We start from the raw sequence: 12,861 nt of genomic DNA, 5'->3' as shown, positions 1-12,861 counted from the left end.
TGCCGGCTAAGGGTACCAAGCCAACATCACCAGATATCTTCCCGCGACAGCTCACGCCAGAGGAGATTGAAGCGCTTCGCCAAGACATGCGCCGCCGATATATTGACAATATGAAGGTGCTCGAGAGCATGAGTCTCTTCCATCTAGAGCAGGAAGTACCAACAAAAAGATGAAATATATCGTTGTATTGTTGTGGTTCTGCCTGTCATTGATGACCAATGCGGCGCCACAACCTTTGCCTAAATTTGCTTGGCGTTATGGTTCGGGCAGCAATATAGACCTTACTAAGAACACCAAGACGGAGTTCTATCTTGGAGGGAAACTGGTTTATGCCGACAGCTTGGCTGGAGGCGGGGCTGGAGGTTTATTTACCGACAGAATCAAGGGACAGCGTTATTATTGGGCGGGCGGTGGAGGCCTGCCTACCGATGGCGTTTCCATCCCCGATAAAGCTGTGATTGAGTTGGTTTCCTTCCATGATCGCAAGCGCTACCGCATCAAGGTGGATTTACCTACCGATCTAGAGCAAAAAATGCGTCAGGTGTATTTAGTCGAAGGACGTTACGATAGACGAAATCGCCTCTATTTTGGTTTGGCTCCTGGTGGTTATTTCGAAGTCATGTTAACCGGGGGGGGGGGATTACAACTCAGCCCTGATCTACTGCTCGCCCGTGGTATTGCCGAAGTTGTGACCGATGATTGGTATGACCAGAAAGTACCGATAGCACGCCAATATGGTATGGATGATTTCGACAAGAAATATGGTGAGCTATTCAAGCAATATCCAGTTCCTAATGGAATGGATTGGGCTCCCATCATGGATGCCTACCGTGCAGCCCAACCCGTCACCGATGTGAATCCTGTGGCTGAATAACGATTCTGTTTCATCTTGGCCAGCGATAAAGGTGAGTTGAATTACTCAGTGGGCCAATATTTTTACACAGTGCAATACAGCCCTAATGCCCCCATCAGCTTATGCCGATGGGGGTTTTTGTTTGTCTTTCAATGGTGGCCGGGGATCAGCCCAATCAGATGCTGCAGGCTTTTTTGACGGGGATGGCGGCGGGTGGCGAGGCTGATGCGGGTGGTGAGCGGTTCGGCGGCGATGGGGTGATAGCTGACGCCGTGGGGGTGCAGCTCGCTGACCGAGCGCGGGATGATGGCGACCCCGAAGCCGGCCTGCACCATGCCGACGGTAGAGATCACCTGCGGGCTCTGGCTGCCGAGGCGGGGGCTGAAGCCGGCCCGCTGGCAGCGCTGGGTGATGGCGTCGTGCAGCCCGGGTCCGAGCTCGCGGGGGAACAGGATGAAGGGATCCTGTGCCAGCGCCTCGATGGGGATGGCGCCACTGCCGGCCAGCGGATGGTGCAGGGGGAGGGCGATCAGCATCTCCTCCTCGTCGATCAGGTGGTGGGCCAGCGCCGAGCTGCTGCTGCAGGGCAGGCGCAGGATGGCGGCATCCAGCTCCTCGCTCACCAGGTCGCGCACCAGGTTGGGCATGCTGTTCTCGATGGGGTGCAGGCTGACCTCCGGCCAGGCCTGGCGAAAGTCGTGGATGAGTTGCAACACGCTCGGGTGCAGCACGGTGGAACCGGCAAAGCCGAGGCGCAGCGAACCCAGCTGGCCGCGAGCAATGCGTCTGGCCTTCTGCATGGCCTGCTCGGTCTGCGCCAGTATCCCCTTGGCATCCTGATAGAGGCTCAGCCCCGCCTCGGTCAGCTCCACACTGCGGGTCAGCCGGTGAAACAGCGGCGTGCCCACCTCCTGTTCGAATTTGCGGATCTGCTGGCTGAGCGGCGGCTGGGCCATGCCCAGCGCCTCGGCGGCGCGGGTGAAGCTCTGTTTGTCTGCCACGGCCACCAGGTAGCGCAGGTAACGGAATTCCATATCTGGTACGTCTCGAAGCTGATGGGTTTGGATATTGGTATCAAATTGTGATCTTGGTCACTATTGAATCCTGATTTGCCAACCTAACAGGATTGGAGGTGAAATCCAAATGGAAACCAATTCATCATGCGACTGCGCCATCGAGATAAGCCAGCAGTTTGCCCGCTGGCAGGCTCGCCAGGGAGGCGGTGAGGTCTACCAGAGCTCCCTGATGAGCGCCCTGCTGGCGGGGGTTTACGAGGGGGAGACCACCATGGCCGACCTGCTGCGCCACGGTGACTTCGGCCTCGGGACCTTCAACCGGCTCGACGGCGAGCTGATTGCCTTCGAGCGCCAGATCCACCAGCTCAAGGCTGACGGCTCGGCCCGCCCGGCCCGAGCCGAGCAGAAGACCCCGTTTGCGGTGATGACCCACTTTCGCCCCTGCCTGCAGCGCCGCTTCGATCACCCCCTGAGCCGCGAGGAGATCCACCAGTGGGTGGATCGGTTGGTGGGCACCGACAACGTCTTCGTCGCCTTTCGACTCGACGGCCTGTTCGAGCAGGCGCAGGTGCGCACCGTCCCCTGTCAGAGTCCCCCCTACAAGCCCATGCTGGAGGCCATCGAGGCCCAGCCGCTGTTCTCGTTCAGCCAGCGGCGCGGCACCCTGGTCGGCTTTCGTTGTCCGCCCTTCGTGCAGGGGATCAACGTGGCCGGCTATCACGAGCACTTCATCACCGAGGATCGCCGGGGTGGCGGCCACATCCTCGACTACGCCATGGGCCACGGCCAGCTGCAACTGTCGGTGGTGCAACATCTCAATATCGAGCTGCCTCGCAATCCTGCCTTTCAACAGGCAGACCTCAATCCCGCCGATCTGGATCGCGCCATCCGCGCCGCCGAAGGCTGAGCCCTTCGCTTAACAAGGAGTGATATCATGGAAAATCAACACTGGGCCTGTGGGGCCGAACTGGTGGTGCGCCATCTGGAGGCGCAAGGGGTCAAGCAGGTATTCGGCATTCCCGGGGCCAAGATCGACAGGGTATTCGATGCGCTGGAGGACTCCCCCATCGAGACCATAGTGGTGCGTCACGAAGCGAATGCCGCCTTCATGGCCGCCGCGGTCGGCCGGCTGACCGGTAAGGCGGGGGTGGCGCTGGTGACCTCGGGGCCGGGTTGCGCCAACCTCATCACGGGGCTTGCCACCGCCACCTCGGAAGGGGATGCCATGGTGGCGCTGGGCGGTGCCGTGCGGCGGGCCGACGGCCTCAAGCTGACCCACCAGAGCCTGGATACCGTCAGCCTGTGCCGGCCGGTCACCAAGTTCAGCGCTCAGGTGGGCACCGGCTCCGCCCTCTCCGAAGTGATGGCCAACGCCTTTCGCAGCGCCGAGCTGGGGCGGCCCGGGGCGGCCTTCGTCAGCCTGCCGATGGACATCATCAACGAGCCGGCCGACGGCGCCATTCTGGTGCCGAGCGCCATCCCGGAGCCGGGAGCGGCCGACGAGAGCGGTATCGATCGGGCGCTGAGCCTGCTGGCGCGGGCTCGCAAGCCGGTGGTATTGCTCGGCCTGCTGGCCAGCCGGCCGGAGAACTCCCTCGCGGTGCGCGCCTTCCTCGACAAGAGCCGGTTGCCGGTGACCGGCACCTATCAGGCGGCCGGGGTGGTGGATACCCACCATTTCGATGACTTCGCCGGACGGGTGGGGCTGTTCAACAACCAGCCGGGGGACAAGCTGCTGCAGGATGCGGATCTGGTGATCTGCATCGGCTACAGCCCCATCGAATACGATCCCGTGTTGTGGAACGGCACCGGCGAGCGCCAGTTGCTGCACATCGATGCGCTGCCGGCGGAGATCGACAGCAGCTACTGCCCGGCGGTGGAGCTGGTGGGCTCCATCAGCGCCAACCTGGCACGGCTGACCCGGATGCTGCATCAGCCGCTGGCGCGAGATCCGGCCATTACTGCCCTGCTCGGCGAGATCCGCGCCCAGCGCCATCAACTCGCCGAACATGCCGGCCGGCTGGGGGGCACCCCCATCCATCCGCTGCGCATCGTCAAGGAGCTGCAGGACATCATCGGGCAGGACATGACATTGTGCGTGGACATGGGCAGCTTCCACATCTGGATTGCCCGCTACCTCTACAGCTTCCGGGCCCGCCAGGTGCTCATCTCCAACGGTCAGCAGACCATGGGGGTGGCGCTGCCCTGGGCCATCGGGGCCGCCATGGTGCGCCCGGGGGAGAAGATCATCTCGGTGTCTGGCGATGGCAGCTTCATGCAGTCGAGCATGGAGCTGGAGACGGCGGTGCGGCTCAAGTCCAACATAGTGCACATCATCTGGGTCGATAACGGCTACAACATGGTGGCGATGCAGGAGGAGAAAAAGTACAGCCGCAGCTCAGGGGTGAGTTTTGGCCCCATCAACTTCAAGGCCTATGCCGAGTCGTTCGGGGCGGCCGGGTTTGCCGTCACCTGCGCCGAGGATCTGCGAGCGACCCTGCGCGCCGCTATGGCGGTGAGCGGGCCGGCGGTGGTGGCCATCCCGGTGGATTACAGCGACAACCACCTGCTGATGGAGCAGCTCAGGCCCGAAATGCTCAGTTAAGTCGGAGCTTAACCGGCAGACTGCTTGCAGTTCGCCTCAAAGCAGAGCGCCCCTTGCCAATCGGCAAGGGGCGCTCTGTCACTATGAAGGTGATTTACTCTGGGCATGAGCGAGGGGGCAGTACCATGGGGCCGGCCACCGCGTGGGCAGCCTCGTCACCGCGCAGCACCCGCACCAGCTCGAGGGCGAACTCGATGGCGGTGCCCGGCCCCTGGCTGGTGATGAGGTGATGAGCCTCATCGGTTACCACCCGCGCCGTACTGAGCTGCGCCGCGGGCAGGCGGGCCTGAAAACCGGGATGGCAGGTGGCACTGGCATCCCCCAGCAGAGCATGGTGTTGCAGCACCACGGCGGGGGCGGCGCAGATGGCTGCCCGCCAGCGCTGCGCTGCCGCCTGCGCCTTGAGCAGGGCGATGGCGCGCGGCGTATCGCGGATAACTTCGCTGCCGGGCAGGCCACCTGGCACCACAATGGCCTCGAACTCCTGAGCCGCCAGCTCGTCGAGGTGGCAATCCGCCACCAGTTGTACCCCGCGGGAGGCGCGGATCTGGCGCTGCCCGGCGGGGCAGCAGGAGGCGAGCACCACCTCTATAGCCCCGCGCACCAGGGTATCGACGATGGCGACCGTCTCGATCTCTTCCGACCCGGGGGCCACCAGTACCAGTACGCTCATCCTTTGCTCCTTGCGTTGGCGAGCCCTCGGGCTCACTGCTTCTCTTTGATGGCCTGATAGAGACCCTGATTGACCGGTACCGCAATGCCGTGGCAGGCGGCCCGGGCCAGCAGGAAGCCGGTGATGGCCTCAATCTCGGTCTCGCGCCCCTGCTCCATGTCCTGATACATGGAAGAGTAATTGTCGGCGGTGAGCTCCACCACCGTCATGACCCGGCGCAGCAGCTCGTCGCTGCCGGTGGGCTGGCCTTCGGCCTGCATCACGTCCGCCACTTCCACGCAGATCTGCTGCAGGGCATCGGCAAAGCGCGGACCGGCCAGCTCGCCATTCTTGAGCTTGTAGAGCGCGGTGAGCGGGTTGATGGCGCAGTTGACCGCCAGCTTCTGCCACTGGCGCGCCTGGATCTGCTCATCCCAGCCGGCCTGGCCGAGGGCGGCCGCCAGCTCGTCCGCCAGGGCGGCATGGGCTCTGGCCGCCTCGTTGACCGGGCCGAGCCAGGTTTCGCCCTTGCCGGTGTGGCGGAACACGAAGTGGCCGCTCTGCATGGCGCCGTGGCTGGTGACGCCGGCGATGACCGGATTGTGGGGGAACAGCGCGACCACCTGCTCGGCGATCCCCATGCCGTTGTGCAGCAGCACGATGGGCACGTCGGTCGCCAGCTGGCCCACCAGCGGGGTCAGCGCCTCGATGACCTGACCGGCCTTGGTCATCACCAGCAACCGCTGGATCTGACCCGGCTGGTCGACGAAGCCGCGCTCGATGTTGATGAGCTGGGTGTTGCCCTCCAGCGAGGTGAAGTCGATGCCGGGGTGCAGGGTGGCGCGGTGGCGCTCGCGCAGCAAGACGCGGGTGGACTGGCCGCTTTGAGTCAACAGGGAGGCAAACACACCGCCCAGGGCGCCGCAGCCCAGCAGGGTCCATTGGGGGGAGGGGGTGTGTCGACTGTGTGTCAGGTTGTAATCGCGTGATCCGCTTGGCATGGAGAGACTCAATCAAGGTAGGGGCTGCATTCCAGTCAACCACCTGCCGGGGATAAGTGAAGATGTCGCCTGGCGGACACCTGGAACGGGTTCATGATCTTGCTGCGAGGTCGTGATCAAGGCTTATACGAGGCTTGCGCATGTGAAGCCGGAAGCCCATGTATTCAGATACAAGCGGGCTCCTGCGCAGCGATTTACCTTGCGGACGACCTCTCGCGACAGATACTGAACAGGTTCTAACGGGTCTCGCCATTCCTGTGCGCAGGGGATTCTAGCAGAGCAGTCCCATCGAAATCAGCAAATTTGCCGTAATTCTGGTAGATTTGCCCCCCTATAGCGCAACATGAGGAGCCCACTATGCCGTCATTCGATATTGTCTCTGAAGTCAAAATGAACGAGGTGTTGAACGCCGTCGACAACGCCAATCGTGAACTGGCGACCCGTTTCGATTTTCGTGGTGTTGAAGCCAGCTTCGAGTTGAACAAGGAAGAGGTCAAACTGGAGGCCGATGCCGATTTCCAGCTCAAGCAGATGGTCGAGATCCTGCGCGGTGCCCTGCTCAAGCGCAACATCGAGAACAGCTCAATGGACGTGGGTGACAGCGTTCACTCCGGCAAGCGCTTCCACCTGACCGTGAAGTTCAAGCAGGGGATCGACAAGGAAGTCGCCAAGAAGCTGGTGAAGCTGATCAAGGATTCCAAGATCAAGGTGCAGGCCGCCATTCAGGGCGACGAGGTGCGGGTCACCGGCAAGAAGCGCGACGATCTGCAGGAAGTGATGGCCCTGGTGCGTGGTGCCGAGCTGGGCCAGCCGATGCAGTTCCAGAATTTCCGCGACTGATGGATGGCCGGGGAGGGCGTGGCTCTCCCTTATTAGCAGCCATCGAGCCATAAAAAAACCGGAGCAGCTGCTCCGGTTTTTTGTATCCCTGATACCTGTTCGATTAGAACTTGTAGGTAACGGAGAAGTAGTGGCCGAAACCGGTGGTTTTCAGGCCGTAGGTACCGTTCTGGATACCATAGATATCGTTGAAGTACTTCAGACCGTAACCGACGGCGTAGCGGTCGGAGTGCCAGTACAGACCGTTGAACATGGCGGTACCGTCGGTGGAGCTGTCCTTGGCATCAAACAGGTGATCCAGGTAACCCTGATAGGCTACGAAGCTGCCGTTGGAGAAGGTGTAGAAAGGCTTGAACCAGTTCATGGAGAACTGATAGCCGTTCCAGCCCTGCTCGCCACCGCCTTCGTTGACGTGACGGGCATACAGGTTCATGCCCATTTTGCCGAACCAGGGCACCATGACGTCTGCACCCAGACCGGTCATGGCTTCGAACAGACCATCAGGACCACCTACGTTGACCAGGTTGGCGATGTAGACTTCTTGCACCGGACCGAAGGAGAGATCTTTGCCGGTCATGGCATCGATGGAGATACGCGGGGCAAATTTGATGAACAGGTTGTCTTGGTTGTGCTTGTCGTCGTGACGGTTCTGGAAGATGTCGAATACGTCGACGTAACCGTACAGATCGAAGATACCGGAACGGCCACCAAACTCCATTTCGAAGTAGGTATCGTTGTAGCCACCCTCGGACTCAGAGTAGGGCATCTGGTCGATGGTGTGCATGACGTTGAACTGCATCCACTTGTAGTCATTCTTGTGGATGTCACCGCTGTAGTCAGCAGCGAAAGCCGGGGTAGCGGCGGCAGCCAGCAGACCGGCACCGATCAGAGTCTTGGTAAATTTGGCCATTTTATTGGTCTCTTGTGCGTTAGTTGAGGTTTTCCGTAGCCTGCCCACAAGGAGCGGAAGGGATTCTAGCCAAATAAATTCACCGGATAAACCAGCACCAGGGAACTTTATTCGGAAGTGTGAATCTAATCACCCCCAATTTTACGCAAACGCTTGCTATTTGTCCGATTGCGGTAACAAGGCACTTCCTCGTTTGGCAACCAACACGATCAGGATCAGCACGGGAATGCCAAGCAGGCTGGTACTGATGAAGAAGCTGCTGTAGCCGAACTGCTCGACGAAGCGGCCGGAAAAGCCCGCCAGCAGCTTGGGCAGCAGCAGCATCACAGAGCTGAACAGGGCGTACTGGGTGGCGGAGAAGGCCACGTTGGTCAGGCTCGACAGATAGGTGACGAAGGCAGCCGTGGCGATGCCGGCGCTGAGGTTGTCCAGCGAGATGATCAGGGTCAGCAGCTCGAGGTTGTGGCCCACTTCATTGAGCAGAGCAAACAGCAGATTGGTGCTGGCGGTGAGCAGGGCGCCGAGGAACAGAATGCGCAGGGTGCCAAAACGCATCACCAGCACGCCGCCGAGGGCGGCCCCCACCAGCGTCATGATAACCCCGTACACCTTGGTGATGGTGGCCACCTCGGTCTTGCTGAACTGCATGTCCACATAGAAGCTGTTGGACATCACCCCCATCACCACGTCCGAGATGCGATAGCAGGCGATGAGCCCGAGGATCAGCAGGGCGGAGCCGCCGTAACGGCGAAAGAAATCGGCAAACGGGCACCAGATGGCCTCGTAGCTCCAGGCGCCGAGACCGGCCAGCCCAGCCGGCCAGCCACGGGCGAGCAGCAGGGTCTTGCGGGTCGCCTGTTGCTCATTCTGGGCGGCGAGATCGATGACGGGTTCGTGGCAGAACAGGGTGGTGATGACGCCGAGGGACATCAGCCCCGCCATCAGCAGATAGGTGAGCTGCCAGCCGCGATAGTCGTAGCCGTCGTTGCTGCCGAGCCAGGCGGCCAGCGCCAGTGCACCGGCACCGGCCATGATCATCGCCAGCCGGTAACCAGTCATGTAGGAGGCCGCCATGGCCGCCTGCAGCCGCTCGGGGGCCGACTCGATGCGATAGGCATCGATGACGATGTCCTGGGTGGCGGAGGCGAAGGCCACCAGCAGAGCAAACAGGGCCAGCTGGGCGAGCTGGGTCTTGGGATCGCAGAAGGCCATGCCCACCAGCGAGGCGGCGATCAGCAGCTGGGAGAAGAGCATCCAGCTGCGGCGCCGGCCCAGCCAGCGGGAGAGCAGTGTCAGCGGCAGCCGATCCACCAGCGGTGACCACAACCACTTGAAACCGTAGGCCAGTGCTACCCAGCTCATGTAGCCGATGTCGGTCAGGCTGACATCCGCTTCGCGCAGCCAGAACGAGAGGGTGCCAAACACCAGCAGCAGCGGCAGGCCGGAAGAGAACCCCATGGCAAACAGGATGAGAACCCGAGTCTCAAGGTAGACGGCGAGCGAGTCTCGCCAGCTCGGTGTACGGACAGTGTTCAAATACCTGACTCCTCTGGGAAAATTGCGCCATTTTGTCAGGTTCGGGTTGGATAGCCAAGGCAAGCCGGGCAGGGGAGGGCACTATATTCAGGGGCGCAGGCCGATGCAGTGGCGCGGCAGCGGCCCGTCCGTGGTCAGGAAATTGGCGCACTCCATCAGCTGCAGACGCAGCCAGACGTCGGCGATGATCTGCTGTTCATCCCACTGATGCAGGCTGTGCAGCAGGTGCCAGAACACCCCCTCCTGCTCGGAGGCCGGGGTCTTGTCGGCGGGGACATGGGGCAGATCCTGCCAGTGGGACAACAGCTGCCAGCTCAGATCTTCCAGCTGCTGATAAGGGATCTCTCGTGCCAGAAAGTGACGAACCGTCTGGGCCAGCGGGATGGCGTGCTGGGCGATGTAGTCGTTGCAAGTCACCGGAACCTCCTTCTCCTCTCGTGGGCCTGGCCCCGCATATCGGGGCAAGGCCAGAGTATAGAAAGGGGCGCCGGCGACCCGGACTGCGGGGATGGCGGATTGTGATCCGCTCCGCGTTATTTGTCCGCCAGCAGGATCACCTTCTTCAGGATGATGGGGCTGGTGGGCACGTCGTTGGCACGCAGGATGGGGCTGTAACCGGTCTGCACCTGGGCCAGCTTGTCCAGCACCTCCATGCCCTGCACCACCTGGCCGAACACGGTGTAACCGGCGCCGGCATTGGCGTTGAGGTTGTTGTTGTCGACCAGGTTGAAGTAGAACTGGCGAGTGGCGCTGTCAACCGCCTGGGTGCGGGCCATGGCGATGCTGCCGCGCTTGTTGGGCAGGCCGCCCTTGGACTCGTTGACCACAGGGTCGAAGGTGGGCAGTTGCTGGAACTGCTGGTTGTAGCCGCCCCCCTGCACCACGAAGTCCTGGATCACCCGGTGGAAGATGCTGCCGTCATAGCTGCCATCGGCCACGTAGCGCAGGAAGTTCTTCACCGTCTGCGGCGCCTGCTTGGAGGCCAGCTCCACCACTATGTTGCCGTGGTTGGTCTCCATCCTGACCTTGGGGCCGGCGAACGCCAGCGGGGCGATCAGCATGGCCAGTAACCAGAGTTTTTTCATTTATTCGCTCCTTGCTCAGCTCGGCTGACCCTTGAGATAACCGCGCAGGGCGGTGTCAGCCATGATCTGCTGCAGTACGCTGCCCAGCTGCTGGTTCAGGGTGGACTCCAGTTCGGCCATGCTCGGCTCGCCCGGGCCTTCCTTGCTGGAGGACATGTTGAACTGTTTGGTCAGCTTGCTGCCCTGGAAGTCGGCGATCACCTGCAGGCTGACGCGGGACTTGGTGACATAGGTGAAGGTCTTCTCTTCTACCGTGACCGCGGCAGTGGAGATGGCCAGGGTCAGGTTGGTGGTGCCGCTGTTGCCTACTTCCAGGCCCTGGCTGCGCAGCCCTTCGGCGAGCTTCTCCGCCAGCAGGCTGTTGAGGGGCTGGCTGCTGTTGACCAGTACCGCGGCCTTCTCTTTTTTCTTGATGGAGAAGACGTAGGCGGCTTCACGCTTGTCCACCCCTTCTAGGGTGATGCGGTTGCCCGAGTAGTATTGCTGGTTGGAGGGGATCACCTGCGGATTGAGCAGGGCGCTCTCCGGCCAGTGAGTCGCACAACCACCCAGCATCAGGGCGGCCAGCAGCAAGAGTGACTTTTTCATCATGGGTTTCCTTTCGCGTTTGATGGCGTTTAACGTTTGATGGCTTTCAAAATAACGAATTTGCTGTTCGACGCAACGACTTGTGCGTTGGCGAACAGGCGCTTGAGCTTGTTGTGATAGTCCAGATGGCGGTTGCCCACTATCCAGAGTTCCCCCCCTTTGGGCAACACCCGGTGGGCGTCGCTGAACATCTGCCAGGCGATGTGGTCTGTGATGGCCTGCAACTGATGGAACGGCGGGTTGCAGAGGATCCGATCCGCCGAACCGGCAGGCACGCCGTCGAGACAGTTGTTGACCATAAAGTGGGCGCGGGGCAGGGCCGCCGGCAGATTGTGCTCGACGTTGAGCCGGGCCGAGGCGACCGCCATGCGGGACTCGTCGACGAAGGTGACCTCCACCTCGCTGTCGCGTGCCAGCAGGGAGAGCCCCAGCACGCCGTTGCCGCAGCCCAGATCAATTACCTTGCGGGCACTGTGGATGGGCAGATTGTCCAGCATGAAGCGGGCGCCGATATCCAGGCTGGTGCGCGAGAACACGTTGGCGTGGTTGTGGATGAGCATGTCGGTGCCCTCCAGCGGCCAGACCGTGGGGAAGGGGTTGGCCAGCGCGGGACGCTCGGCGGGCGCAGCGGCCGGAGTGCAGTGAATGAGGCGCGCCTTCTTCCAGGCCAGCGAGGTGCGGGTCGGCCCCAGGTATTTCTCAAACAGCGCCAGGGTGGAGGTGTGGATGTCCTTGGCCTTGCCGGCGGCGATGACGCGGGTGGCAGGGGTAACGACCCCGCGCAGGGCCAGCAGTTGCTGCTCCAGCAGCGCCTGATACTTGGAGACCTTGATCACCACCAGTGCAGGGGCATCGGGCAGGGGCGCCAGCGCATCCTGCAGGCGGATGGCCGCTGGATCCAGGCCGTTCTCTGCCAGGTTGGCCAGGGTAGCCCGCTCGCTGATGTGGGAGTCGGTGACGCAGACAGGGGCATGAGGGTGCAGACAGGCGGCCAGCGCGCCGAAGCCGTCGTTCATGATGATGACGGGGCCATCCTGCTCGAGGGGCTCCTCGGCCAGGGTGTTGATCAGATACTCGTCGGCGGCATCCCAGGCCTGCAAGGGATCCTGCTGCTGACGTGGATAGCGATACAGGGTCAGGCGACAGTGGGCCGTGTCGAGAAGGGTTTGCATAGGCGAATTGTCCAGCTGAGTCACGTAACGGGCCCCGGGGGGGCGCAAAGTGGCGCTATTCTAGCGGGGGCGGAGAATTTCACCAGCCCGGCAGGGCTGCAAGCGGGATTTTCCCGCACCGCCCGATTTCGTCATCCGGCCAACCCTGGCTACAATGGCCGGACATCCATTTTGGGAGTTTTGCTCGTGACCATGCAACAACAGATCGAGGCCAAGCTGGCCGCCGCCTTGTCCCCCAGCCACCTGGAAGTGATCAACGAGAGCTACATGCACAGGGTGGCGCCGGGCTCGGAGAGCCACTTCAAGGTGGTGGTGGTGAGCCAGGCGTTTGAAGGGCAGCGCCTGCTGGGGCGCCATCGTCAGGTCAATGCGGTGCTGGCCGACGAGCTGGCGGGGGCCATTCATGCATTGGCGCTGCATACCTATACCGAGCAGGAGTGGCAACAACGGGAGCAGGCACCGAGCACCCCCAGCTGCTTCAGCAAAAACGGACTCTCTTAAGACTATTGACGAATTGATTACTCAATCTTCGACCAGTTAACAATTTCAAAACCTGTTTCGGCGACGTTTCGTACTCATGAGGGGAACGTCGCCCTCCCACCG

The 12,861-nt window shown here is 61.7% G+C and carries 14 protein-coding genes; 5 read left to right on the top strand and 9 right to left on the bottom strand.

Annotated features, from left to right (window positions below):
• Positions 1 to 169: 169 nt before the first annotated feature.
• Positions 170 to 874, top strand: a complete 705-nt coding sequence (locus CK627_RS20530) for a DUF2931 family protein (RefSeq protein WP_095593234.1) — start codon at positions 170 to 172, stop codon at positions 872 to 874.
• A gap of 128 nt (positions 875 to 1,002) precedes the next feature.
• Here CK627_RS20530 and CK627_RS20525 read toward each other — a convergent pair whose 3' ends face one another.
• A complete protein-coding gene (locus CK627_RS20525) occupies positions 1,003 to 1,887 on the bottom strand; it encodes a LysR family transcriptional regulator (protein ID WP_065018142.1) in 885 nt (294 codons plus the stop codon).
• Between the two features lie 109 nt (positions 1,888 to 1,996).
• Between CK627_RS20525 and budA the strand changes: the two genes are divergently transcribed.
• Positions 1,997 to 2,776 (top strand): acetolactate decarboxylase, encoded by a 780-nt coding sequence (gene budA / locus CK627_RS20520; protein WP_017787776.1) that lies wholly within the window; start codon positions 1,997 to 1,999, stop codon positions 2,774 to 2,776.
• A 27-nt stretch (positions 2,777 to 2,803) separates the two neighbouring features.
• Positions 2,804 to 4,474 (top strand): acetolactate synthase AlsS, encoded by a 1,671-nt coding sequence (gene alsS / locus CK627_RS20515; RefSeq protein WP_005303598.1) that lies wholly within the window; start codon positions 2,804 to 2,806, stop codon positions 4,472 to 4,474.
• Positions 4,475 to 4,568: 94 nt separating this feature from the next.
• Here alsS and CK627_RS20510 read toward each other — a convergent pair whose 3' ends face one another.
• Both CK627_RS20510 and CK627_RS20505 read right to left on the bottom strand, forming a co-directional pair.
• Positions 4,569 to 5,147, bottom strand: a complete 579-nt coding sequence (locus CK627_RS20510) for a DJ-1 family glyoxalase III (protein ID WP_095593233.1) — start codon at positions 5,145 to 5,147, stop codon at positions 4,569 to 4,571.
• A 32-nt stretch (positions 5,148 to 5,179) separates the two neighbouring features.
• Positions 5,180 to 6,127, bottom strand: coding sequence for a ketopantoate reductase family protein (locus tag CK627_RS20505; RefSeq protein ID WP_042009230.1), 948 nt, complete (start codon positions 6,125 to 6,127; stop codon positions 5,180 to 5,182).
• Between the two features lie 357 nt (positions 6,128 to 6,484).
• Here CK627_RS20505 and CK627_RS20500 point away from each other — a divergent pair, with 357 nt between their 5' ends.
• Positions 6,485 to 6,967 carry a YajQ family cyclic di-GMP-binding protein gene (locus tag CK627_RS20500; protein ID WP_095593232.1) on the top strand — a complete coding sequence of 161 codons (483 nt, stop codon included), beginning with the start codon at positions 6,485 to 6,487 and terminating at the stop codon, positions 6,965 to 6,967.
• 103 nt (positions 6,968 to 7,070) lie between these two features.
• Here the strand turns inward: CK627_RS20500 and CK627_RS20495 are convergent, their stop codons facing one another.
• The 6 genes from CK627_RS20495 to CK627_RS20470 all read right to left on the bottom strand — a co-directional run bounded on the left by CK627_RS20495 (position 7,071) and on the right by CK627_RS20470 (position 12,258).
• On the bottom strand, positions 7,071 to 7,877 hold the full coding sequence (locus CK627_RS20495; RefSeq protein ID WP_095593231.1) for a nucleoside-specific channel-forming Tsx family protein: 807 nt from the start codon (positions 7,875 to 7,877) through the stop codon (positions 7,071 to 7,073).
• 156 nt (positions 7,878 to 8,033) lie between these two features.
• On the bottom strand, positions 8,034 to 9,413 hold the full coding sequence (locus CK627_RS20490; protein ID WP_095593230.1) for an AmpG family muropeptide MFS transporter: 1,380 nt from the start codon (positions 9,411 to 9,413) through the stop codon (positions 8,034 to 8,036).
• An 87-nt stretch (positions 9,414 to 9,500) separates the two neighbouring features.
• Positions 9,501 to 9,830, bottom strand: coding sequence for a hypothetical protein (locus CK627_RS20485; RefSeq protein ID WP_017764090.1), 330 nt, complete (start codon positions 9,828 to 9,830; stop codon positions 9,501 to 9,503).
• A 116-nt stretch (positions 9,831 to 9,946) separates the two neighbouring features.
• Positions 9,947 to 10,498 (bottom strand): peptidylprolyl isomerase, encoded by a 552-nt coding sequence (locus tag CK627_RS20480; protein ID WP_043171097.1) that lies wholly within the window; start codon positions 10,496 to 10,498, stop codon positions 9,947 to 9,949.
• A 15-nt stretch (positions 10,499 to 10,513) separates the two neighbouring features.
• Positions 10,514 to 11,086 (bottom strand): YajG family lipoprotein, encoded by a 573-nt coding sequence (locus CK627_RS20475; protein ID WP_010634807.1) that lies wholly within the window; start codon positions 11,084 to 11,086, stop codon positions 10,514 to 10,516.
• 29 nt (positions 11,087 to 11,115) lie between these two features.
• Positions 11,116 to 12,258, bottom strand: a complete 1,143-nt coding sequence (locus CK627_RS20470) for a methyltransferase (protein ID WP_095593229.1) — start codon at positions 12,256 to 12,258, stop codon at positions 11,116 to 11,118.
• A 192-nt stretch (positions 12,259 to 12,450) separates the two neighbouring features.
• On the opposite strand from CK627_RS20470, the gene CK627_RS20465 reads away from it, so the two are divergent.
• Positions 12,451 to 12,759 carry a BolA family protein gene (locus tag CK627_RS20465; protein ID WP_095593550.1) on the top strand — a complete coding sequence of 103 codons (309 nt, stop codon included), beginning with the start codon at positions 12,451 to 12,453 and terminating at the stop codon, positions 12,757 to 12,759.
• The last annotated feature ends 102 nt before the right edge of the window (positions 12,760 to 12,861 follow it).

The sequence above is a fragment of the Aeromonas dhakensis genome (assembly GCF_002285935.1).
Lineage (GTDB): Bacteria > Pseudomonadota > Gammaproteobacteria > Enterobacterales > Aeromonadaceae > Aeromonas > Aeromonas dhakensis.
This window is presented reverse-complemented; position numbering and strand designations above follow the sequence as displayed.